This is a genomic window from Roseateles sp. GW821-FHT03B02, from assembly GCF_059421025.1.
The window spans coordinates 36,572-56,983 of record NZ_JBWKUV010000006.1 but is presented as its reverse complement, the minus strand read 5'-3'; the positions used below and the strand labels follow the sequence as shown (position 1 = coordinate 56,983).

The following is a 20,412-nucleotide window of genomic DNA, read 5'->3' as shown; positions in this document are numbered from 1 at the left end:
GCAGCGGCGCTCATGCTTTTTCCATCAGGGCACGCGCGCACCAGAAGGTCATGATGAAGAAATCGATCGCGCAGCGCAGCGCCCAGGCGACGGCGGCGCCCACGGCACCGAACTGACTGGCCAGCACCACGATCAGCACCAGAAAGATCGGGAACTCGGCCGCGTGGATCTGCGCGGCAACCCGCTGCTTGCGCATGGCGTGCAGCGCGGTGAAAGGCACGGCCGCGACGCCGCCGAACACCATGCCCACGCAGAGGATGGACAGCACCTGGTGCGACTCGGCGGCGAACTTCTCGCCCACCCACAACGTCAGGATGGGCTGGGCCCAGATGCCCAGCACGGCGCAGATGGGTACAACGGTCAGCAGCACCAGCGCCGCCGAGCGCCACAGCACGTGCCGGGCGACGCCGGCCTCGGCATGCGCCTTGACCATGGACGGGAAGGTGGCCGTGACGACGCTGGTCGGGAAGATCCAGAGCTTGGTCACGATCTCCTGCGACACCGCGTAGTACGCCACCACGGCCGGCGCGGCCACATAGGCCAGGACGAAGCGGTCCACATAGCCCATGAAGGCGCTCAGCAGGCTGCTCAGCGACATCCAGCCCCCGGTCGTCGCCAGGCCCTTGAGGACCTTGCGGTCGCGCTGCGCCAACCAGGCCCGCGGCGAGCACGATTCGCCTGACGCGATCATGTAAGCCGCCAGGTTGGCCAGCCGGCCCAGCACCAGCGCCGAGGAGATGCCCACCAGCGAAGGCCCGTAGAACACGCAGACCGCCAGCGGCGCCGCAAAGGTCCAGATGCCGATGGGCACGCGCACTGCGTTGACCATCGAGAAATGCCCGTCGGCCTCCAGGATGCCCTTGTAGCCGTTGGAAAGCACCAGCGCCGGGATGCCCAGCAGCATGACGCCGCCGGCCCACAGCGCGTCCAGCTTCCAGGGCTGGGGCTTGGACTGCAGGCCCGCGCCCAGCAGCAGCAGCCCGGCAATGGCGATGATCATGAGGCTCAGCAGACCCAGCAGCAGCATCGCATTGCCGACGACGACGGGGCGCGGCAGCGCGACGCGACCGGGCGCCGGGGCCGACAGCTCCTGCGTCACCACCTTGCCCAGGCCCAGGTCCAGCAGGCCCAGGTAGCTGGCCACGGCCCACAGCAGCGTCAGCACGCCGAAGCGGTCTGCGCCCAGGCCGTGGATGAGCTGCGGGATGCAGAAGAAGGCAGCCACCAGCGGCAGCCCGAAGCCCAGCAGGTTGGCCGCCGAGTCGCGCAGCATGCGGCCGCGGCTCAGCACGGCTCCTCCGCCGGTTGCACCGGCACGGCCGGCATGGCATTGGTCTGCGCCTCCTCGGCCAGCAGGCGGCGCAACGCGAAGAGGGCGAAAAGGCCGGCGAGGAAGGGCGCCGAGAAGTAGCCGGTGCCGCGGATGAAACTGCCCAGCAGCAGCACCGACGCCATGCCCACCAGCAGCGCCACCATCAGCCGGCGGCCCGGCCGCACGCCACGCGCCAGCCCGCGCAGGAAGGCGATGAAGACCAGGCACATCGCTGCCCACAGGGCGATGCCCAGCCAGCCGAGCTCGCTGAGGACCTTGGAGATCGTGAACGAGCCGTCGTTGTAGTTGGCCTCGCCCAGGCCCATCAGCTCGATGATGTCGGCGGTGTCCGTCACCGGCCGGGGCTCGCAGCCCATGCGGTTGAAGCCCAGCCCGAAGCCGCCGGTCACGCCGAGGTTCTCCAGCGCATGCTCCCAGCCCATCACGTAGATGATGCTGGACGCGTTGGCGCCGACCTCGGTCTCCTGGACGCCGGCCACGCGCGCCAGCGCGTCGTCGCGATAGGGCGACACCCACACCAGCACCAGCACGGCCACCACCGGCAGCACCAGCCGCGTCATCAGCGATTTCACGCGCCGCGCATGCCCCATGGCGATGGCCACGCAGACCAGCGCCACCAGCAGCAGCACGATCAGCGTGGACGAGCTCGACATCACCAGCAGCAGCGCGATGAAGCCCAGGGCCAGCGTTGTCAGGTACCAGCGCCCGCTGAAGACCATGGCCACCAGCGTCGGCGTCAGCGCCAGCGCCAGGTGGCTGGGCTCGGGAAAGATGCCGCTGGCGCGCTCGTAGGTCGTCCGCCCACCCACCAGCAGGATCAGGTAGTGGACGATCACCGCCGCGGTCGCCACGCCGGCCAGCCAGACCAGCGTGCTGGCGAGCCTGGGGTTGTCGAAGTCGACCGCCTGGGCCAGCACGGCCAGGGCCCAGATCAGGGCCAAGAACAGCACGAAGCTGCCCATCGACTTCTCCGCCAGGTCCTGGCAGGGCGTCGACAGCAGCGAACCCACGAAATGCAGCGCCAGCAGCGCACAGGCACCCAGCGCGACGCGCCAGGACCGACCTGCCCCGAAGCCGCGGCTGAGCTCCATGCCGGCCAGCACGAGAATGAACAGCACGTGGGGCCCCACGGACGACCCGTAGCCCTCGCCGATCGCGTAGGGGCCCAGCATGAAGACCCACAGCAGGGCCGCCAGCAGCCAGGGCCGGCGGGCGGCCTGAGGCCTGGATTGCGTGGCCGCGCCGCTCATCCCTGCGCCCTGCGAAAACGCCGGACCACCGACACGATGCCCAGGGCCCGGAAGGCCAGGCCGAATAAGAAAGGCCGCCAGCTCGCGGCCGACACCAGCAGGCGCGGCGCCAGGCGGAAGGCCTGCAGCAGGCGCGTCGCGCCACGCAGCGGCCGGCCGGCCTGGGCATGGTTCTTGGCTGCGATGCACAGCGACTTCGCCATCGCGATGTCGGCGTCGGCACCGGCGCGGCCCTGCCAGTAGTCCCGCATCACGCCGCAGATCTCCTCCGCGCGCGCCACGGGCATGGCGTGGAAGGTCGCCGAGCGGTCATGGATGCGGTACTGCGCCAGCGCCTCGGGCACGCGGATGAACGGGCCATGGCGGGCGGCGCGCAGCCAGAACTCGAAGTCGGGCACCTGGCGCAGCTCGGGGCGCCAGCCGCCGGTCTGCTCGAACACCTGGCGGCGGAAGAAGGCGCCGGGGCCAGGCTGGCAGACCAGGTCCACGCAGAGCCGGCGCAGGTCGAAGTCCTCGGCGCGCACGGTCCGGATCACCGCACCGCGGTTGTCGATCAGCTCGAAGTCGCAATAGGCCACCGCCACGTCGGGGCGCTCGATCAGCGCCGCGACCATGCGGCTGACCGCCTCGCGCGCCAGGACGTCGTCGGAGCTGAGATAGGCCAGGATGCTGCCCCGGGACAGCGCCCAGCCCCGGTTCAGGCTGGCCGCCTGGCCGGCATTGGCCTGGGTCAGCACGGTGACCCTGCCGGGGAAGTTGGCGGCCACACGTTCGGCCACGGCCAGCGAACCGTCGGTCGAGCCGTCGTCGATGACGATGTACTCCAGCTCGGGATAGTCCTGCCCCAGCACGCTGAGCATGGTCGCTTCCAGGTACTCCGCCTGGTTGAAGACCGACGTGACGATGCTGACGAGGGGCTGGGGCATGAATGGGCTGCTCGAAAGGCGCCTCACGCCTCAGAGATGGGGCCGCGGTTCGGGCGGTCCGTTGAACGAGGCGGGATTGTATTCACTCGGTGCGCGCCGCCGGCCCGTGCCCCCGGCCCGGCGCGCACAGCCAGAACAGCACCGCCGAGTCGGCGCAGATGCGCGCCAGCCAGGCGATGGCGGCCCCCATCGCGCCCCAGTGGCTGGCCAGCAGCCACAGCGCCAGCAGGAACAGCGGCAGCTCCACGCCATGCAGCAGCGCCGTCACCCGCGACCGGTCCGAGGCCTGCAGCCAGGTGTAGGGCACGTGGGCCAGGCAGTTGACGAGGATGCCCACGGCGAACACCTGCAGCAGCGGTGCGCTGTGGGCCGCCAGCGCCGGGCCGATCCAGGCCGTCAGCAGCGGCTGCGCGAACAGCGCCAGCCCTGCCGTGATGGGCAGCAGCACCGCGAACAGCGCGCCCACCGCGCGCCGGTAGAGCCGGCGCGCAGCGTCGTCCTGGCGGGCGGCCTGGGCGGCGAAGGTCGGGAACAGCACGGCCGTCAGCGCGCCGGGAATGATCCACAGCTTGGTGACGATCTCCTGCGGCGTCACGTAATAGGCGACGGCGGCGGCCGACACGGTCGCACCGATGACGAAGCGGTCCACATAGCCCATCAGCGGGCTGACCAGGTTGCTGACCGTCATCCAGCCCCCGGACACCAGCAGCGGCCGCAGCCACTCGCGGCGCCACTGCAGCCGCCCGCGCAGCTGCGGCAGCGCCCGCCACGCGAACAGCGCATGCACGGGCAAGGCCAGCAGCCGCCCCGCGGCCAGCGCCAGCGTGATGGCGACCAGGTCCGGCCCCTGCCAGGCCAGCACGGCCCAGGGCCCGGCAAAGGTCCAGACGCCCAATGGCAACCGGATGTAATTGAGCACCTCGAACTCGTGACGGGCCTCCAGCATGCCGCGCAGGCCGGCCGTCACGACGATGAAGGGCGTGGCGCAGCCCATGATGACGCAGGCCAGGATGGCCTCGTGCCGGTCCGGCACCGCCTTGATGAGGTCCACGCCCCAGGGCGCGGCGGCCATCAGCGCTGCGCCCCCCACCAGTCCCAGCCCCAGCATCATCGCCAGCGCCGTGGCGCACAGCGGGCCGACACGCTCGTCATCGGCCTTGGCGAGCAGCACGGCCAGCTGCTGGGTCAGCGCCCGGCCCAGGCCCAGGTCGAACAGGCCGAAATAGCTCGTGACGGCCCAGACCAGGGTCAGCAGCCCGAAGCGCTCCGCGCCCAGGCCATGCATCAGCGCCGGGATGGTGAACAGCGCCACCAGCAGGGGCGCGCCGAGGCCGCCCAGGTTGTACAGCGCGTGCTTGGCGAGCTTCAAGGCATGGGTGGCGCGGGAGCACCGGCAGGGAGGGCGCGCGATTGTAGGGAGGCCCGCCGGCCAGGGCCGGTCCGCCCGGGGGCCGGCCCTAGAATCCTCATTTGGGTCCACCCCTCGACGGGATCTCCAGCCAGCCTGGGCCGCCCGAGACCAGCCATGAAGTCGTCCCTTTATCTGCTTTGCGTCGCGCTCTACCTGCTGTTGGTCAGCATGCCGGCGCAGGCCTACATCGACCCCAACGCCGGCGGCATGCTGTTCCAGCTGCTCGCGCCGCTTTTCGCGACGCTGATCGGCGTGTGGCTGTTCCTGCGCCAGTGGATCAGCGGCCTGCTGCGCCGGGTGTGGCGCCTGCTGACCGGGCGCAACGCTGAATGAAGTCCGGCAGCCGCGCCGGACGCCCTGCCCCTGAACTGCCGCCGGCGAGCTTCTTCGCCTGCTTTGCAGCCGCCTTCGCGGCGCTGGCGCTGCTGTGGATGCCCTGGGTGCTGCTCAAGCAGGTCGATGCCTTCCTGGCCTTCCTGACCCCGGCCGAGCTGACGCGTGACATCGCCCTGGCCCTGCTGGTGCTGGCCCTGCCGGCGGCGCTGCTGGCCTCGCTCTCCCGGCTGGTGGCCCTCGCCACGCTGCGGCTGGGCACGCCGCCCCGCGTGGCGCAGGGCGTCGCCTGGGCCGTCACCGTGCTGCCGGTGTCCTTCCTGTGCCTGTGGCAGTTCGGCTCTGCGACCTGGGCCTGGCTGAAGCTGACCTTCAACCCCGACATCGCGCTGTCCGCCAACACACGGCTGGCTGCCGTCGTCGTGCTGGTGGCGGCCGTGCTGCTGCTGTGGCGGCTGGGCAAGCTGACCCGGCTGATGGCCCGCGTGGTGCCGCTGCTGCTGAGCCTGCGCGGCCCGGCCTTGCTGCTGCTGGTGCTGTCGCTCGCCTGGCTGGCCTGGCATCCGCCCCGCGTGATGGGCTGGGTGCCGACCGGGGCCGCGGCAACGGCCCCTGCCGGCCCGGTGCGGCCGGACGTCTACCTCATCACACTGGACACGCTGGCCGCCGAAGATGCCGCCGTCTGCGGCGACGGCCCCACGCGCATGCCCCGGCTGCGCGAGCTGGCCTCGCGCGCCAGCTGCTTCGACCGCCACTACGCCACCAGCAACTTCACGACGCCCAGCACGGCGACGATGGAAACCGGCGTGCTGCCCTGGACGCACTGGGGCGTGCAGATCGTTGCCAAGATGGCGCCCGCCATGCATGGCCGCACGCTGGCCAGCCAGCTGCGCGCCCAGGGCTACGAGGCCCACTCCGTCAGTGCCAACCTGATGGCCAGCCCGCGCCACCACGGCAGCTTCGACGAATACGACAGCCAGGCCATCTCGCCCTCCCCGTCGCTGGGCCTGAAGCCGCGCGTGGCGCTAAGCCACTTTCCCGACACGACGCTGCCGTTCTGGCTCTCCGGCCTGATCCCGCTGCTGGACACGCTGGACGTCCACCTCTTCCCCGAGCACAGCCCCTTCGCGCCCGAGCAGACCTACGAGGCTGCGCGGCCGCTGATCGCCGGCGCGAGGCGCCCGCAGTTCTTTTGGCTGCACACGCTGCCGCCTCACGACCCCTATCTGCCGCCGCCCAGCACCAAGCACAAGCTGCTGCCCGCCGGCGAGCTGGACCGCTGGTCGCAGCTGCTGGGCATGACGGGCTACGGCGCCGCCCAGCAGGGCCTGATCGACAAACACCGGCTGCGCTACCGCGAGGCCATCATGGGCGCCGACGAGTCGCTGGGCCGCTTCCTCGACGAGCTGGACCGCCAGGGCAAGCTGGACAGCGCGCTGGTGATCGTCACTTCCGACCATGGCGAGTCCTTCGAGCGCGGCTACATCGGCCACGCCGGCGAATGGCTGCACGAGGCCGTCGTGCGCGTGCCGCTGGTCATCAAGCTGCCCGGCCAGCGTCAGGGCCGCGTGGTGAGCACGCCGGTCAGCCTGGCCGACGTGGTGCCCACCGTCAGCGACGTGCTGGGCCTGCCCGCCATCGCTGGCGTGGAGGGGCGCAGCCTCAAGCCTGCCCTGCTGGGCGAGCCGCTGGCCGGGCAGCCGGTCTTCACGATGGCGATGGAGCGGCAAAGCCGCTTCCACACCATCCGCAACGGCCACTACGCCGTCATCGACGGAGACTACAAGCTCGTGCTGCACCCGGCCGAGGCGCGCGCCGAGCTCTACGACCTGGCGACGGACCCGCACGAACGCCAGGACATTGCGGCGACCTCGCCCGCCGTGGCCGCCCGGCTGCGGGCGACGCTGGAGCAGCGCCTGGCCGACGCCGAGCGGCGACGCGCGGCGCAGTTCGACAAGCCGTGATGAGCACCAGCCCGCTGCACAGCTTCGATGCCGAGCTGCTGCGCTGGCTGCGTGGTGGCCCGCAGTGGGGCCGGCTGCCGCTGGCCACCCGCGCGCAGCTGCGCTGGCGTTCGCACTGGGCCTCGCTGAACCGCAGGCTCAGCGAAGCCCGCGTCGCGGACGCGCCGCCGCTGGCACCGCCCCTGTTCATCGTCGGCCCCTGGCGCAGCGGCACGACCGTCATGCACGAGCTGCTGACCGCGGCCACCGGCTGGCCCACGCCGCTGACCTGGCAGTGCATGAACGCCACGTCCTTCCAGCTGCTGCCTGCGCCGCCGCGCAGCAGTGGCGTCGCGCGGCCTATGGACGGGCTGGAGATCAGCGCGCTGTCGCCGCAGGAGGACGAGTTCGCGCTGCTGGCGCTGGGCGTGGATTCGGCCTACCGCGGCTTCCTGATGCCGGAGCGCCTGTCCGAGCTGCTGCACACGCTGGACCCGGGCTACTGGCAAGGCGGCGACTGGCTGCCGCGCTTCGAGCGTTTCATGGCCGGCGTGCTGGCGTCCGGCGGCCAGGCCGGCCCGCGGCTCATCCTCAAGTCGCCCAACCACAGCTTCCGGCTGCCGGCGCTGCTGAAGCGCTTCCCCGAGGCCCAGGTGGTGTGGATGGTGCGCGACGCGGCGACCGTCTTCCATTCCAACCGCAAGATGTGGCAGGCCATGTTCGCCGAGCATCGGCTGACGCCGGGCGCGGCCGACGGGCTGGACACCTTCCTCGGCACGGCGCTGCAACGCTGCGCGGGCGTGCTGCGCCAGTTGCAGGCCGAGCTGCCGCCGCAGCGCTGGATCGCCGTCGAGCAGACCGCGCTGGCCGCCGACCCGCGCGCCACCGTGGCCCAGGTCATGCACCAGCTGGGCCTGCAACTCGGCCCCGAGGCGGCGCTGGAGGCTGCGCTGGCGCGCACGCGGCAAGGCCGCATCGAGCGCTACGAGCAGGCGGTGCCCGCCGCGGCGGCAGCGGGCGTTGCCGCGCTGGATGCCGCGCAACGCGGTTGATCAGACCAGCGTGTCGAAGCTGGTGATGGCCATCATGACGGCCACCATGACGAGGCCGATGACGGCGCCGATGATGAGGATGGCGATGGGCTCGATGAGCCCCAGCATGCGGCGCTGAAGCACGGCGGCCGCGTCGCGCTGGCTGTGGCCCAGGGCCAGCAGCATCCTGGGCAGCTCGCCCGAGCGTTCGCCGACGCGGATGAGATTCAGGCGCGTGCGCGGGAACCAGGCCTGCGTCTCCAGACCGGCGCTCAGCGTCTGGCCCTGCTGCAGGCCCTTGGTGGCGCGCTCCAGGCCCAGTCGCAGCAGGTCCAGGCGGATGACGCCCTGGGCCAGCTCCATGGCCGTCAGGATGGGCACGCGGTTGGACAGCAGGCTGCCCAGCACCGTGGCCCAGCGGCCGATCTCGGCCTGCACCAGCCAGGGCCCGACGACGGGCACGCGCTGCAGGCCCTGCAGCAGCGCACGGCGCGTGGCCTCGCGCGACAGGCTGGTCACGATGACGCCCACGATCGCTGCGAGGATGAGCAGCGCCTCGAAGAGGTGGCCGCGCACATAGACACCCGACTCGATGACCCAGCGCGACAGCTCGGGCACCTGGCGGCTGCCCTTGATGAGGTTGGCGAAGCGCGGCACGACGCCAACGAAGATGAAGAACACGGCCAGCGAACCAGCACCAACCAGCACGCTCGGGTAGATGAGGGCGCTGCGCAGGTCCTCGTTGGCCTTGCGGCTGAGTTCCAGCTGCTCGGCCGACTCCTGCAGCGCACGGGCGATGTCGCCGCTGGCCTCGCCGGCCTGGGCCAGCGCGATGACGTAGACGGGCATGCGCAGCGCCTCGCCGCGCAGCGCGTCCGACAGCTTGCCGCCACCGCGCACCAGCGCCTCCATCTGCGCCAGCGGTACCCCCAGCGGCTGGCCTTCGTAGGCCTGCACGAGGCTGGGCAGCGCGTCACCCAGCGTGACACCGGCGGTCAGCAGCGTGGCCAGCTCGCGCAGCAGCACGACCTGGTCGGCCAGCTTGATGCTGCCGCGCGCCACCGTGCGCGCCGGCGCCGCCGTGCGTGCGCGCAGACTGACGGGCGTCATGCCCTGCGCCGCCAGGCGTGCCACGGCGTCGGCCTGGTCGCTGGCTTCCAGCTGGCCGCTGTGAGGCTGGCCGGCCGTGTCGCGTGCGGTGTAGTCGAAGCGCATCAGGCGTCGGCCGCGCCGGTGGCGCGCAGCACCTCATCCAGCGTCGTCGCGCCCTGCACGACCTTGAGTGCGCCTTCCTGGGCGAGGGAGCGGTAGCCGGTCTGGCGCGCCATGGCGACGAGCTCGGGCAGCCCCACCTCGCGCGCGATGGCGTGCTGCATCTCGGCACCCACGTCCAGCATCTCGTAGATGCCGACGCGGCCCTTGAAGCCGGTGTTCTGGCAGGCCGGGCAGCCCACGTGGCGGCGCCAGCGCGGCAGCTCGCTGCCGCCCTCCTCGGCGCGCGCATCGGCGATGGCCAGGGCCAGCTCGGCGGCACCCAGCGCGGGCGCCTCGTCGCTGGGCACGGCGCAGGCCTCGCAGAGCCGGCGCACAAGGCGCTGGGCCATGACGGCGCGCAGCGAGGCCCCGACGAGGAAGGGCTCGACGCCCATGTCCACCAGCCGCGTCACGGCCGAGGGGGCATCGTTGGTGTGCAGCGTGGCCAGCACGAGGTGGCCGGTCAGCGCGGACTGGATGGCAATCTCGGCAGTCTCGCGGTCGCGGATTTCGCCGACCATGATGATGTCCGGGTCGTGGCGCAGGAAAGCGCGCAGCGCGCGTGCGAAGGTGTAGCCGATCTCGGGCTGTGCCTGCACCTGGATGACCTGGGGCAGGCGGAACTCGACCGGATCCTCGACGGTGAGGATCTTGCGCGTCTGGTCGTTGGTGGCGGCCAGCGCCGAGTACAGCGTGGTGCTCTTGCCGGCGCCGGTCGGGCCGGTCACCAGCACCAGCCCGTTGGCCAGCCCCAGCCAGCGCTTGAACTGGCGCAGCTGCGAAGGCCGCAGGCCCAGGCGTTCCAGCGACAGGTCCGCGCGCTTCTTCGGCAGCAGGCGCATGACGATGGACTCGCCGTAGACGGCGGGGATGGACGACACCCGCACGTCCATCTCGGCGCCGGCGGCGCGCGTGGAGATGCGGCCGTCCTGCGGCAGGCGGCGCTCGGCGATGTCCAGGCCCGCGATCAGCTTGATGCGCGAGGCGACGGCCGGGTAGCGGTCCATGCCGAGCGCCAGCCGCGTGTGCAGCTGGCCGTCGATGCGCAGCCTGACCTCGAACTCGCGCTCGCCGGGCTCCAGGTGGATGTCCGACGCACGCGACTCGACGGCCTGGGCGATGAGGTTGTTGACCCAGGCGATGACGGGCGCGTCCTCGGCCATCTCGCGCAGCGCCCGCTCATCCAGCGTCTGCATGGCCAAGTCGCCCTGCTGCAGCCGCTGGACCCAGCGCTGCGCATCGTCGGGCGCAATCAGCCACCAGCGGGCCGACTTGAGCGCAGCTTGCGACTGCGCGAACTCGCGCAGCTCGGCGTCCAGCGGGTCGGCGCAGGCGAGCTGCCAGCCGGCTTCGGTGAGCCAGGGCAGCACGCCCAACCGGAGCAGCTGGGCCGAACCTGCCTCCAGCTCCTTCAGGCCCACGCGTAGGGCCGCCTCGTCCAGCTCGTCGAAGCGCAGCCAGCCCATGCCCAGTTGCTCGGACAGCGCGGCATAGAGCCGCTCGGCCGTCACCGCGCCCATGCGCAGCAGCACGGCGCCGATACGCCCGCCCTGCTCCGCCTGGAAGCGCAGCGCGGCGTTCAGATCGTCGGCACGGATCTGCTCGCGGGCAAGCAGCAGCTCGCCGATCAGGCGCGGGGCGGCGGCGTCGCTCATGGCTTGGGCGGGGTGCTGCCCTTGCCTGCCTCGGGCGTCGGCACGCGCGCCCAGTCGCCCAGGGACTTGCGGAAGCTCTCGGTGATCGCCTCGGCCTCGGTGGAGTCGTTGGCGATGTAGGGCGTGATCAGGATGATCATCTCGCGCCGGGCCTTCTTGACCGTCTGGTTGCGGAACAGGCTGCCCAGCAACGGGATGTCCTTGAGCAGCGGCACGCCGCCGTTGAGGTCGGACGAGGTGCCGTCGATGAGGCCGGCCAGCAGCAGCGTCGAGCCATTGCGCAGCGTGAGCTTGGTCTCGACACGGCGCGTGGAGATGGTAGGCGTAGTCGTGACGCCGGTCGCCACCGACACGGGCTGGCTGACCTCCTGAGAGAGGTCGATGTCGATCTGGTCGCCCGAGTGGATGACGGGCTTGATCTTGAGGATGACGCCCGTCGAGCGGTACTGGTAGGTCGCCAGCAGCGTGCCGGTGGTGCCGCCCGAGGAGTTCGTCGTGCCGAGCTGAGAGGTCTGCACCGGCACTTCGTCACCGACCTGGATGGTGGCCGTCTCGCCGTTGCGCGCCATCAGGCGCGGGCTGGACAGGATGGTTGCACGCGTGTTGCTTGCCAGCGCATCGATGGCCAGGCGCGGGTTGCCCAACCCGTTCAGGATCTGGAAGTTGAAGCCGCCGGAGCTGCCCGAGCCGCTACTGGCCGAAGCGGTGTAGCCGCCCTTGCCTTCCAGGTGGCTGGTGAGCCACTGCACCCCCACCTGGGAGTTGTCGTCCAGTTTCAGCTCGGCCACCGTCACCTCGATCAGCGCCGACTTGGTCGGCTTGTCCAGGGTCTGCAGCAGCGCCGAGATCTGGCCGAACTCTTCCGGGTTGACCTGGAAGATCAGCGTGTTGGTGGCCTTGTCGACGACGACGTTGGACAGCCTGCTGGCTGTCGTGGCCGTGCTCGCCACGCTCGCCGCAGCGGGAGTGGTGGTGCTCGCGGCCGTGCCGCCACCGAGCACGCGCTCGAGCGTTCCGGCCAGTTGCTCGGCGTCCTTGTGCTTGACCGCGTAGGTGAACAGGTTCTTGCCGACGCCTCGCTCGTTGGGGCGGTCCAGCGTCTTGGCCCACTCGGACACATGGGCCACCACCTTGTCGCCGGCGGCGAACACGAAGACCTGGTTCAGGCTGGAGACCGGCAGCAGGATGATGGGGCTGCGCAAGCCGCCCTGGGTGATGGGCGTGCCCACGGGGTGGACCGCATAGCCCTCGGCCGACAGCACCTCGGCGAGGCGGCGCGCCAGGTCCTCGGCAGACCAGAAGGCGGGGGTCAGGGTCAGGCTGGTGCGCCCCTTGAGCGCGGGCTGGTCCAGCACCGCCAGCGCCTCGACGGCCGCCTTGACGTTGTCGGGATTGCCGCTGATCAGCACCGCATTGCGGGTCGAGTCCTCCTGGACCTTGATGCGATCGCCGAACAGCGTGCGCAGCCAGCCTGTCACGTCGGTCTGGCGCACCGACTCCAGCGGGATCAGCTGGAAGATGGGGCGCAGCGACGGCGGTACCTCGGGCAGGGCTGCGCCGTAGCGGATACCCGGCAGGTCGCCGCCCTGGCTCGCGTTGTCGGGCACCACGCGCACCAGGCCGCCAACCTCGAGCACCGACAGGCCATAGCTCTTGAGCAGCAGGCGCACGGCGGTCTCGACCTGGGCCGCTGTCTGGCCGGTGCCGGTCTTGAAGGTCACGAGATCGGGGCGCGCCGTCACGGCGGGGTCGACACTGACGTTCTTCTTCAGCACGTCGGCGTAGACCACCTGGATGAACGTCGGCAGGGCCACCTGCTGCAGCTGGACGGCAGCGACGACCTCATCCGCAGGCAGGGCCACGGGGGCCGTCACCGCCAGCTTCGGCGCCTCGGCCTCGGGCGCCCTGGGGCCTGCTGCGACGCGTGTCTGCTCACGGCCGCCGCCATCGCGCTGGGGCTCCGCGTCGGAAGCCGACCTGGCCACGGGCAGGGGCTGGGGAAGTTGGGGCACCAACGGTGCGCAGCCGCTCAGGGCGACCAGCGCTCCGGTCGCGAGGGCAATCGGTCGCAGCGTCAGGGACATTTTGTTTTCACTCACGGTAATCGGCTCCCAGCGGAACCTGCTTGTTGCCGACGCGGATCAGCACCTCGCCGTCCCGGATCCGGGTGATGCGCTCGCCGCTGGGGACCTTGTCGCCCACGGCCAGCCGCAGCGGCGCCTTGCTCGACGCGACAAAGCTGATGAGCACCTTGCGCTCCTGCCCGCGGCCGAACACGCCGGCGACCCGCCAGCGCCGGTCCTCGGCCTTGGCTGCAGCCTCGGCCGCCGCGGCAGCCAGCAGCGCGGTTTCAGGTTCGAAGATGGGCGATGCGGCCAGGCCGATGGCGCGGCCGGCCTGATCGGGGCGCTGCGGCAGGTCGGGCAGCCGCCAGCTCTCCTTGCGCGCCTGGACGAGGGAGGTATCGGCACCCGGTGCGGGCGCGATCAGCCAGCCCAGGCCGAGCGCAATCGCCAGCAGCACCCAGGACATGGTCTTCATGGCTTGCTCCCGGGACGGGCCAGGATGCGCAGGTCGATATCGGCAACCGCGGGCTGAACCTGGCTGCGGATGGACAGCCGCTCGACGACGATGCGCCGCTCCTGGTTGGCCATCTCGGCCAGCAGCGTGAACAGAGCCGTGCGCTGCAGTTCGACGCTCAAGCGGGCGCGCACCTCGACATAGCCCGCCGGCACCTGCCCTGCCGCCTTCGCAGACGGCTCGGCACGCACCAGGGTGATCTCGCGCACCTTGAGTCCCAGGCGCTGCGTCACGTTGCGCAGCCAGTCCTGCAGGCCGGCCTCTGACAGGGCCAGATCGGGATCCATCCAGACGGCGGTGTCGTAGGCCGCCTTCAATGCCGTGGCCTCGCGGCGGCGTTCGGGCCAGTCCGTCTCCCTGGCCAGGGCCTTGAGGCGCACCAGCTCCGCCGCCTGAGCGCGGTTGCGCTCCAGCATCGCATCGACTTCGTCGAAGCCGGCGAGCAGCACGTAGACGCTCAGCAGCGCTGCACCCGCCCATGCACCCACACGCACCAGGCGGGACTCCTGCCACTGCTCGCGCAATTGCGCCCAGGGCGTCAGCACAGCGTCACGGCTCATCAGCGATTGGGTATGGCGTTGAAGACATCGGGCGGCGGCATGCCGTCCGCATCCGGCTTGGCGACGATGGGCTTGGGCGGGCCCTGGGGCGGGCGGACAGGCGCGGGTGCTGCCTGGACCGGCGCGGCAGCGGGCGCCTTGACGACAGGAGCCGGCGCGGGCGGCGGGGTGACCGGCGCCGGCGTGGAGGCCACCGTCGTCTGGGCCACGGGGGCGGCGGCAGGAGCGGCGGCGGTCTCGCCGACCGGCGGGCGCAGGCCCACGATGCGCATGTCCATCGTCAGCAGGCCGCGCGCATTGTCGGCGCGCACCTCGGCCACGTCGGTGAACCAGCCGCCGGACTGCAGATCCTTCACGATGCCGGCGCGCGTTGCGTTCGCAGAGAGCTGCAGACCCAGACGCAGCTTGTCGCCCTCGAGGTCGAGGTCCTTGACCTGCACGCCGGAGCGGCTCAGCGCGTCGTGCAGGTAGCCGATCACGTCCACGGGCAGCGGCAGCGCGAACCAGCCGGCCAATTTGTCCACTTCATCGGCGGCGGCCATCGTGGCGTCGCGGGCACCCAGCACCGGTGCGGTTGCGGCCTTGACCTCGGCGATCTGGCGCGTGAGCGCCTGACCCTGCTGGCGGGCGTCCCACAGCTGGTGGGCGAGCAGACCGGCCGCCAGTGCCAGCGCCAGCGCGCCGGCGAAGACCAGGCGCTGCTCCGTGCCATCGCCACCGTCCGCCGCGGCATGCAAGGGGTGGTGTCGGGTCCAGGCGCCGGCCGCGAATGCAGCTTCCTGCGGCTGCGGCAAAGCTTCACCGACACCGTCCCGGCCCGCGCCGCTCGCCCGCACGAACTCCAGCCAGTCCTGGGACGTCAGCGGCTCTGCCCACCAGCGGCTCGCGCGCAGCCAGCCGTCTTTCCAGCACTGGGCCTCGAATCCTTCGGCACCTCGCAGCAGGCGCAGTCCGTCGGGGCCGGCCGGCTGCACGAGCGTCTCGGGGATCGCTGCGCAACGCTCCGGCACCAGGCCGGCAGCAAGCATCTGCTGATGCGCCTCGGCGGCGTCCCAGGCGATGGCCAGTCCGTCTTCGCCCGACACCAGCAGACGCGCCGCCGTGTTGGCATACGGGCGCCAGGCCTGGACCTGCAGCCGCAATGCGGCCAGGCGCTCGGCAGCAGGGATGCCCGCCAGACGAAACCAGCGCAGGCGGCAGCGGCTGCGAGCCAGCACGACAGGGGTCTGCGCCCACCAGATCGCGCGCGCCGGCGCGTCGAAACCCTCAAGGCGCAGGACTGCTTGCGGCCTGGGGCCGCGCGCCGAACGCAAGGGGGAATGGGAGAGCTGGGGGAGCTTCATCGGTGAAGTTGAGCCGCGTGATGCTGTGCTGTTCTGTGATCACCCACGGGCCAAGCTCCCCTGCAGGTACCAACCGAACATTGTACTCAAGGGCCCTCGGCAGACCGGGTGCCCAGACCGTGACGCGGCTGTCGTTGCCGGGCGCGAAAAGATAGTCGTCGTTGTCAAAGGGCAGGCCGGTCAGGATCTGGGCGGAGCGGCCATCGCGCAGCTGGTCCGCACGGCGCAGCGTCTGGATCAATTCGAGCTGGGGCGGGCTGGCCGTGGGCAGCAGCGCCTTGAGCACCGGCAGCGGCGCGGTGGCGGGATTGATGGGGTGGCCGATGTCGCCGCTGAACCAGCGCGTCCAGCGCGCCAGTGCCGCAGGCTCGTCACGCCACAACGGCATGACCTCGAGCTCCAGGGGACTGACCATCCAGTCATTGCGCGGCCCCGGCAAGCCCAGCGCGCGGTATTCGTCGCGCTCCGCGCCGTTGAGCCGCTTGAGGTTGTCGGTGTCGATGTAGTCGTCCAGCACATCGATCATGGCCTGGGTCCGCGGCAAAGGCACACCCTCCTGGGTCAACAGGTTCCTGAGCACCGTCCGGCTGGCGCCATTGATGGCCAGCAGCCCGCGAAAATCCTGCAGCGCGACCAGCGCCCCCTCCGTCGTCGTGTAGCGCTGGCCGTCCTGGCGCAGCTGGCCATCCGGCAAGCCGCGGCCGGCCGGCATCAGCGGCCGCGTGGCATTCCAGTACAGCGTGGCGGAGAGCGCACCGGCGGTGGCCGCACGCGCCTGCGCGTACTGGCTGAAGTCGAGCGCGTTGCGCCGCAGTTCATCGTTGCGCTGCGCAAAGCGTTGAGCCACGTAGGCCATGACCGCGAGCGCAGCCAGCACCATCAGCAGGACATAGCCCTGCTGGCCAAGCCGGCCAGTCGCCGCGCGCTTCACTGCCGCTCCCACAGGGCGCGACGCAGCCGCCCCGGCTCGGTGACGCTCAGCGAGGCCACGAGGGCCCCTCCCACGTCGCCGCCGAGCTCCAGCCAGACGGCACGGGGCAGGCGCGGTACAGCCGCCCGCGCCGCCCGCATCTCGTCGTCCTCGCCGGTCGCCGTGGCCAGCAGCACCGACGGCGGCGGCGGCCATTGGTCGAACCATTGCCCGCTGGCATCGAGGTAGTGGATCGCGCCCGGCTTGCCCTGCCAGGCCAGCACCTCGACCGGCGGCGCCGGCGTGCCTAGCCCCTGGTCGAATGCATCCGCAGCGGGCGCCTCGGCGGCCAGCAGGCGCTGCCGGCCGGAGCGGGCCTCCGTGTCGAAGCGCAGCTGCACCTTGCCGGAGCGCAGGCCGGGCATGCCCAGGGCCTCGGCGCTGACGACACTGATCTGGCGATCGTCCCCCTGGAGTTGCCGTGGTGCGCCTGTCTGCTCGACCAGGCTGGCCTGGATGAGGCCGCGCACCCACTCGCGTCGCACCACGTCCAGCTGGCCGTCGACCCCCGAGCGCTGCAGCAGCCGCTCCACCCTGAGCACCTGCTGCAGGGCTTGCCAGAGCAGCGCCGAGATCATGGCCATCAGCGCCAATGTGACGAGCATCTCGACCAGCGTGAAGCCGCGCATCGTGCGCCGCCGCCGCAGCCATGTGGCCCCCCTCATGGACGACCTGCCTGCGCGGGCGCTGGCAACGCGAAGGCCGAGCGCCAGCCTGTGGCCACCTGCTCCCATTCGGCCCGCAGCCCCCCGTCCACTCGCGCAACGCTGGCGCTCACCCGGTACAGCCCGATGACCCAGCGCGGCTGAATGCTGCCGCCATAGGTGAATTCGGTGCGCATGGGCTCAACGAGCGTCGAGCGCCAGGCCAGCCGCAGGCCACCCATCTCGCGCGCGCCCTCGGGCTCGGCTGCGGGGTTGATGGTTGCCAGCCAGGACACGCCTTCGAGCTGGAGCTGGGAGCGCGCCTGCGACTCGCGCAGGCGGCTGGCGGTGGCCAGGTTCTGGTTGATCCAGGCGAAAAGCACCAGCCCCGACGTCGACAGGATAACGAGCGCGACGATCACCTCCAGCAGCGTGAATCCTCGCGCAGACTTGGGCGCAACGCGCCGGCGCAGCAGCATTGCCTCAGGACCCCTCGCTGACGCGGCCACTGACAGGCTCGATGACCCAGACCTCGCGCACGCCGCGGCGATGCAGCTCCATGCGCCCCCCGCCAGCCGCGCCCGTCGGGCTGTAGGTCAGGGGTTCCGGCAACTGCAACTCCAGGCCAGGCGGGCCGCCGGGCACCGCGGCAAGGATCGCGGAGGCATCCAGCCGGATTTCCTCGCCCGACAGGAACGCCCGCACCGGCATCGCCTCCACATAGGCCCGCAGATCCGCGCGCCAGCCTCTTTGCTGCACGCTGTCCAGCCAGCCCGCTGCGCGGGGCAGCACGATGCCGATGGCGAGCGCCATCAGGGCCATCACGACAAGCATCTCCAGCAGCGTGAAACCACGGTTGCGCCAGAGGCTCATGTCATTCGGGTCTTGTCAGTCGACAACGAAGGGCTGCGGTGAAGTCGATACCGCGATCGGTCGATGCAGCGCTCAGTTGGCGGGCAGGACACCGAGATCCTGCGCGTCGCCTTCGCCGCCGGGCTGGCCGTCCGAGCCCATCGAGTACAGCGCAAACGGCTGGCCATCGCGCCCGGGCAGCGCGTATTGATAGGGCTTGGACCAGGGGTCCAGCGGCACGGCTTCATCCAGGTAGGGGCCGCGCCAGCGCGAGGCCAGCGCAGGATCGGCCGGCGCCTTGTTCAGCAGCGTCAGCCCTTCCTGGGCGGTCGGGTAGCGCCCGATGTCCAGGCGCAGGTTCTCGACCGCGCCGCGCAACAGCTTGATCTGGGTCGTCGCCGTCGTGACCCGGGACTGGTCGACCTTCTTGAACAGCCGCGGCCCCACCAGACCGGCGATCAGGCCAATGATGGCCAGCACAACGAGCATCTCAAGCAGTGTGAAGCCGCGCGTGCGCGCCGGCGAAGCGGTTTGGAGTCGAGCCATGTTGCTGCTGTGTCGCAAGGGGTCGGCAGTGTAAGGGATGGCCTGCACCCATGAAAAAAGGGGCGCCGAAGCGCCCCTTTTGCAGAACCGCGTGAGCGGTCGCTGATTAGAACGTACCTTGCGAGTACGGACGCTCCAGCGGGATGTACGAAGCAGCAGCGCCGTTGATGGCTTGCTGGTAGACACCCTTGATCTTGGCGGCAGCGGAGTTGATCGTGAACACGACCGAGCCACGCTTGCTACCGGCGGGGAACGTGCAGATGTCGGAGGCGTTGATAGCCGTCGTACCTGCGTCCAGCGTGCCGGACTTCTTCGTGCCGTAGACCGGCACGGAGGTGTCGCCACCAGCGAAGCTGGTCGGCTCGCCGTAGCACTGAGCCGAGTAGTTAGCAGCCGTACCCAGGTTCTGGAAGAAGAAGCGGGTCAGGTTGCCGTTGGCCGTGTCGTTGTTGAAGAACGCGGTCTGCAGCTGGATGGCGTTAGCCTTCCACACCCACCAGCCGGTACCAGCCAGAGCGAACGAGCCGCCGGCGATGCCGCGGTCGGTACCCGACACCGTGAAGGTGCGAGCGGTGCCCAGCGAAGCGGTGGCAGCCGTGGTCAGCTTGACCTGGACGTTGGTGGCGCCGGTGGCGGTCAGGTCGGTGTTGGCCAGCGTGAAGGTGGCAGCACCCGAGCTGTAGTTCACCGTGGCGGTGCCGTTGGTGGCGCCGACGTAGCTGATCGTGCTGTTGCCGTTGGCAAAGTTGGTGATCAGGCCGGAGAAGTCACCGCTGACGTTCAGGCTGACGTTGGCCAGGGCGTTGGCAGCGTTGGCAGCCGTGGTGCCGTCGGCAACGACATAACCCGAAGCGACGTTCACGGAGAAGTTCGCGTACGTGCTGGTCGAGGAGTCAGCCGTGGCGCTGGTGCCACCGGTGGTGTTGGCGACGAAGCCGAACAGCGGGCTGTTGCCGCTGTTGAAGTTCACGTCAGCCGTCGTGTGGGTGTCCGAAGAGGCGGACAGGGACACGATGTTGGTCGACGTGGCCAGCGTGGCGCTGATGTCGGCAGAGTTGTCAACACGAGCGGTTTCGCCCGGGTCGGCCAGGTTGATCAGGACCGACAGGTTCGTACCGTCGCCCAGAGCGTGGTTCGTGACCGTCAGGTTCGTCAGGGCAACCACGGCGTTCACGGCGGTGGCGTTGGAGACGGTGACGTCATACGCGCACTCGGTGGCCGACTGGCGCTTCAGAGCGAGCGACAGGTTGGCGTCCGTACCCGTGTAGGTGGTCGGGCAGGTACCGCTGAAGGCCGTACCAGCACCCGGCACCTTCACGATGAAGGTGAAGTTCTGGGCAGCAGCACGGGCAACACCCATCTTGTACTGCAGCGACGGCACCGTGACAGTGGTCGTGTTGGTGACAGCTTCGCGGGCGAACTTAATGGCGGGGCTAGGAGCCGACACCGTGCCAGCGATTGCAGCCGACGCGCCGCAAGCCGAGGCAGCAGCGACAGCGAGGGCCTTGTAGTTAAAGCTCTTCATCTTGATGAACCTTCCGGATCGTTGTTGCAACAATTTAACTATCGACAGCAAGCCAGTAGCCTTGAGCGCGCCGCATTGAGTCGATGCCGAGGCCCTGTCGCCAGGATCCCGCAGCCACCAATACGGCGACCGCTGCGTCGACGCAAAGCTGCTGCCTTGCCTCCCCTACCTTGCCTTCAGCCGCAATAGAAGTAGCCGTGAGCCCAGCAGGTTGACCGGCAGCATAGCAGACAAAAACAGACAGAAAGTCCAGCAC

19 protein-coding genes are annotated in these 20,412 nt (G+C 70.4%); 3 read left to right on the top strand and 16 right to left on the bottom strand.

Annotated features, from left to right (window positions below; genetic code table 11):
• Nucleotides 1–10: 10 nt before the first annotated feature.
• The 4 genes from AC07VX_RS16915 to AC07VX_RS16900 form a co-directional block, all read right to left on the bottom strand.
• The gene (locus AC07VX_RS16915) at nucleotides 11–1,291 is read right to left on the bottom strand and encodes an oligosaccharide flippase family protein (RefSeq protein ID WP_493165744.1); all 1,281 of its coding nucleotides are present in this window, start codon (nucleotides 1,289–1,291) and stop codon (nucleotides 11–13) included.
• The gene (locus AC07VX_RS16910) at nucleotides 1,285–2,583 is read right to left on the bottom strand and encodes a hypothetical protein (protein ID WP_493165745.1); all 1,299 of its coding nucleotides are present in this window, start codon (nucleotides 2,581–2,583) and stop codon (nucleotides 1,285–1,287) included. Before AC07VX_RS16910 ends, AC07VX_RS16915 begins: the two co-directional genes overlap by 7 nt.
• Nucleotides 2,580–3,509 carry a glycosyltransferase family 2 protein gene (locus tag AC07VX_RS16905; protein ID WP_493165746.1) on the bottom strand — a complete coding sequence of 310 codons (930 nt, stop codon included), beginning with the start codon at nucleotides 3,507–3,509 and terminating at the stop codon, nucleotides 2,580–2,582. The genes AC07VX_RS16910 and AC07VX_RS16905 overlap by 4 nt, the downstream gene beginning before the upstream one ends.
• A gap of 82 nt (nucleotides 3,510–3,591) precedes the next feature.
• A complete protein-coding gene (locus tag AC07VX_RS16900) occupies nucleotides 3,592–4,878 on the bottom strand; it encodes a flippase (RefSeq protein WP_493165747.1) in 1,287 nt (428 codons plus the stop codon).
• A gap of 156 nt (nucleotides 4,879–5,034) precedes the next feature.
• Between AC07VX_RS16900 and AC07VX_RS16895 the strand changes: the two genes are divergently transcribed.
• From AC07VX_RS16895 to AC07VX_RS16885, 3 genes are read left to right on the top strand one after another with little or no spacing between them, the layout of a single operon-like run.
• The gene (locus AC07VX_RS16895; RefSeq protein ID WP_493165748.1) at nucleotides 5,035–5,253 is read left to right on the top strand and encodes a hypothetical protein; all 219 of its coding nucleotides are present in this window, start codon (nucleotides 5,035–5,037) and stop codon (nucleotides 5,251–5,253) included.
• On the top strand, nucleotides 5,250–7,217 hold the full coding sequence (locus AC07VX_RS16890; protein ID WP_493165749.1) for a sulfatase family protein: 1,968 nt from the start codon (nucleotides 5,250–5,252) through the stop codon (nucleotides 7,215–7,217). The genes AC07VX_RS16895 and AC07VX_RS16890 overlap by 4 nt, the downstream gene beginning before the upstream one ends.
• A complete protein-coding gene (locus tag AC07VX_RS16885; protein ID WP_493165750.1) occupies nucleotides 7,217–8,248 on the top strand; it encodes a sulfotransferase family protein in 1,032 nt (343 codons plus the stop codon). Before AC07VX_RS16890 ends, AC07VX_RS16885 begins: the two co-directional genes overlap by 1 nt.
• Here AC07VX_RS16885 and AC07VX_RS16880 read toward each other — a convergent pair whose 3' ends face one another.
• The 12 genes from AC07VX_RS16880 to AC07VX_RS16825 all read right to left on the bottom strand — a co-directional run bounded on the left by AC07VX_RS16880 (nucleotide 8,249) and on the right by AC07VX_RS16825 (nucleotide 20,156).
• On the bottom strand, nucleotides 8,249–9,442 hold the full coding sequence (locus AC07VX_RS16880; RefSeq protein WP_493165751.1) for a type II secretion system F family protein: 1,194 nt from the start codon (nucleotides 9,440–9,442) through the stop codon (nucleotides 8,249–8,251).
• On the bottom strand, nucleotides 9,442–11,136 hold the full coding sequence (locus AC07VX_RS16875) for a GspE/PulE family protein (protein WP_493165752.1): 1,695 nt from the start codon (nucleotides 11,134–11,136) through the stop codon (nucleotides 9,442–9,444). Before AC07VX_RS16875 ends, AC07VX_RS16880 begins: the two co-directional genes overlap by 1 nt.
• Complete coding sequence (locus AC07VX_RS16870; protein ID WP_493165753.1) at nucleotides 11,133–13,220, bottom strand: secretin GspD/PilQ domain-containing protein; 2,088 nt, start codon at nucleotides 13,218–13,220, stop codon at nucleotides 11,133–11,135. The genes AC07VX_RS16875 and AC07VX_RS16870 overlap by 4 nt, the downstream gene beginning before the upstream one ends.
• Nucleotides 13,221–13,227: 7 nt before the next feature.
• Nucleotides 13,228–13,677, bottom strand: a complete 450-nt coding sequence (locus AC07VX_RS16865) for a hypothetical protein (RefSeq protein ID WP_493165754.1) — start codon at nucleotides 13,675–13,677, stop codon at nucleotides 13,228–13,230.
• Nucleotides 13,674–14,276 (bottom strand): GspMb/PilO family protein, encoded by a 603-nt coding sequence (locus AC07VX_RS16860; RefSeq protein ID WP_493165755.1) that lies wholly within the window; start codon nucleotides 14,274–14,276, stop codon nucleotides 13,674–13,676. The genes AC07VX_RS16865 and AC07VX_RS16860 overlap by 4 nt, the downstream gene beginning before the upstream one ends.
• On the bottom strand, nucleotides 14,276–15,619 hold the full coding sequence (locus AC07VX_RS16855; protein WP_493165756.1) for a hypothetical protein: 1,344 nt from the start codon (nucleotides 15,617–15,619) through the stop codon (nucleotides 14,276–14,278). Before AC07VX_RS16855 ends, AC07VX_RS16860 begins: the two co-directional genes overlap by 1 nt.
• Complete coding sequence (locus AC07VX_RS16850; RefSeq protein WP_493165757.1) at nucleotides 15,543–16,550, bottom strand: hypothetical protein; 1,008 nt, start codon at nucleotides 16,548–16,550, stop codon at nucleotides 15,543–15,545. Before AC07VX_RS16850 ends, AC07VX_RS16855 begins: the two co-directional genes overlap by 77 nt.
• On the bottom strand, nucleotides 16,547–17,254 hold the full coding sequence (locus tag AC07VX_RS16845) for a PulJ/GspJ family protein (protein WP_493165758.1): 708 nt from the start codon (nucleotides 17,252–17,254) through the stop codon (nucleotides 16,547–16,549). Before AC07VX_RS16845 ends, AC07VX_RS16850 begins: the two co-directional genes overlap by 4 nt.
• Nucleotides 17,251–17,712 carry a type II secretion system protein gene (locus tag AC07VX_RS16840; RefSeq protein ID WP_493165759.1) on the bottom strand — a complete coding sequence of 154 codons (462 nt, stop codon included), beginning with the start codon at nucleotides 17,710–17,712 and terminating at the stop codon, nucleotides 17,251–17,253. The genes AC07VX_RS16845 and AC07VX_RS16840 overlap by 4 nt, the downstream gene beginning before the upstream one ends.
• A gap of 4 nt (nucleotides 17,713–17,716) precedes the next feature.
• Complete coding sequence (locus tag AC07VX_RS16835) at nucleotides 17,717–18,106, bottom strand: prepilin-type N-terminal cleavage/methylation domain-containing protein (protein WP_493165760.1); 390 nt, start codon at nucleotides 18,104–18,106, stop codon at nucleotides 17,717–17,719.
• Nucleotides 18,107–18,178: 72 nt separating this feature from the next.
• On the bottom strand, nucleotides 18,179–18,631 hold the full coding sequence (gene gspG, locus AC07VX_RS16830) for a type II secretion system major pseudopilin GspG (protein WP_493165761.1): 453 nt from the start codon (nucleotides 18,629–18,631) through the stop codon (nucleotides 18,179–18,181).
• A 106-nt stretch (nucleotides 18,632–18,737) separates the two neighbouring features.
• Entirely contained in the window at nucleotides 18,738–20,156 is a 1,419-nt protein-coding gene (locus AC07VX_RS16825; protein ID WP_493165762.1) for a hypothetical protein, read from the bottom strand.
• Nucleotides 20,157–20,412: the final 256 nt, after the last annotated feature.

Coding starts and splice junctions, on each gene's coding strand:
- AC07VX_RS16895 (WP_493165748.1), top strand. CDS start 5,035: ATGAAGTCGTCCCTTTATCTGCTTTGCGTCGCGCTCTACCTGCTGTTG.
- AC07VX_RS16875 (WP_493165752.1), bottom strand. CDS start 11,136: ATGAGCGACGCCGCCGCCCCGCGCCTGATCGGCGAGCTGCTGCTTGCC.
- AC07VX_RS16885 (WP_493165750.1), top strand. CDS start 7,217: ATGAGCACCAGCCCGCTGCACAGCTTCGATGCCGAGCTGCTGCGCTGG.
- AC07VX_RS16845 (WP_493165758.1), bottom strand. CDS start 17,254: ATGAGGGGGGCCACATGGCTGCGGCGGCGGCGCACGATGCGCGGCTTC.
- AC07VX_RS16905 (WP_493165746.1), bottom strand. CDS start 3,509: ATGCCCCAGCCCCTCGTCAGCATCGTCACGTCGGTCTTCAACCAGGCG.
- AC07VX_RS16865 (WP_493165754.1), bottom strand. CDS start 13,677: ATGAAGACCATGTCCTGGGTGCTGCTGGCGATTGCGCTCGGCCTGGGC.
- AC07VX_RS16835 (WP_493165760.1), bottom strand. CDS start 18,106: ATGAGCCTCTGGCGCAACCGTGGTTTCACGCTGCTGGAGATGCTTGTC.
- AC07VX_RS16860 (WP_493165755.1), bottom strand. CDS start 14,276: ATGAGCCGTGACGCTGTGCTGACGCCCTGGGCGCAATTGCGCGAGCAG.
- AC07VX_RS16855 (WP_493165756.1), bottom strand. CDS start 15,619: ATGAAGCTCCCCCAGCTCTCCCATTCCCCCTTGCGTTCGGCGCGCGGC.
- AC07VX_RS16840 (WP_493165759.1), bottom strand. CDS start 17,712: ATGCTGCTGCGCCGGCGCGTTGCGCCCAAGTCTGCGCGAGGATTCACG.
- AC07VX_RS16880 (WP_493165751.1), bottom strand. CDS start 9,442: ATGCGCTTCGACTACACCGCACGCGACACGGCCGGCCAGCCTCACAGC.
- AC07VX_RS16870 (WP_493165753.1), bottom strand. CDS start 13,220: ATGTCCCTGACGCTGCGACCGATTGCCCTCGCGACCGGAGCGCTGGTC.
- AC07VX_RS16890 (WP_493165749.1), top strand. CDS start 5,250: ATGAAGTCCGGCAGCCGCGCCGGACGCCCTGCCCCTGAACTGCCGCCG.
- AC07VX_RS16825 (WP_493165762.1), bottom strand. CDS start 20,156: ATGAAGAGCTTTAACTACAAGGCCCTCGCTGTCGCTGCTGCCTCGGCT.
- gspG (WP_493165761.1), bottom strand. CDS start 18,631: ATGGCTCGACTCCAAACCGCTTCGCCGGCGCGCACGCGCGGCTTCACA.
- AC07VX_RS16910 (WP_493165745.1), bottom strand. CDS start 2,583: ATGAGCGGCGCGGCCACGCAATCCAGGCCTCAGGCCGCCCGCCGGCCC.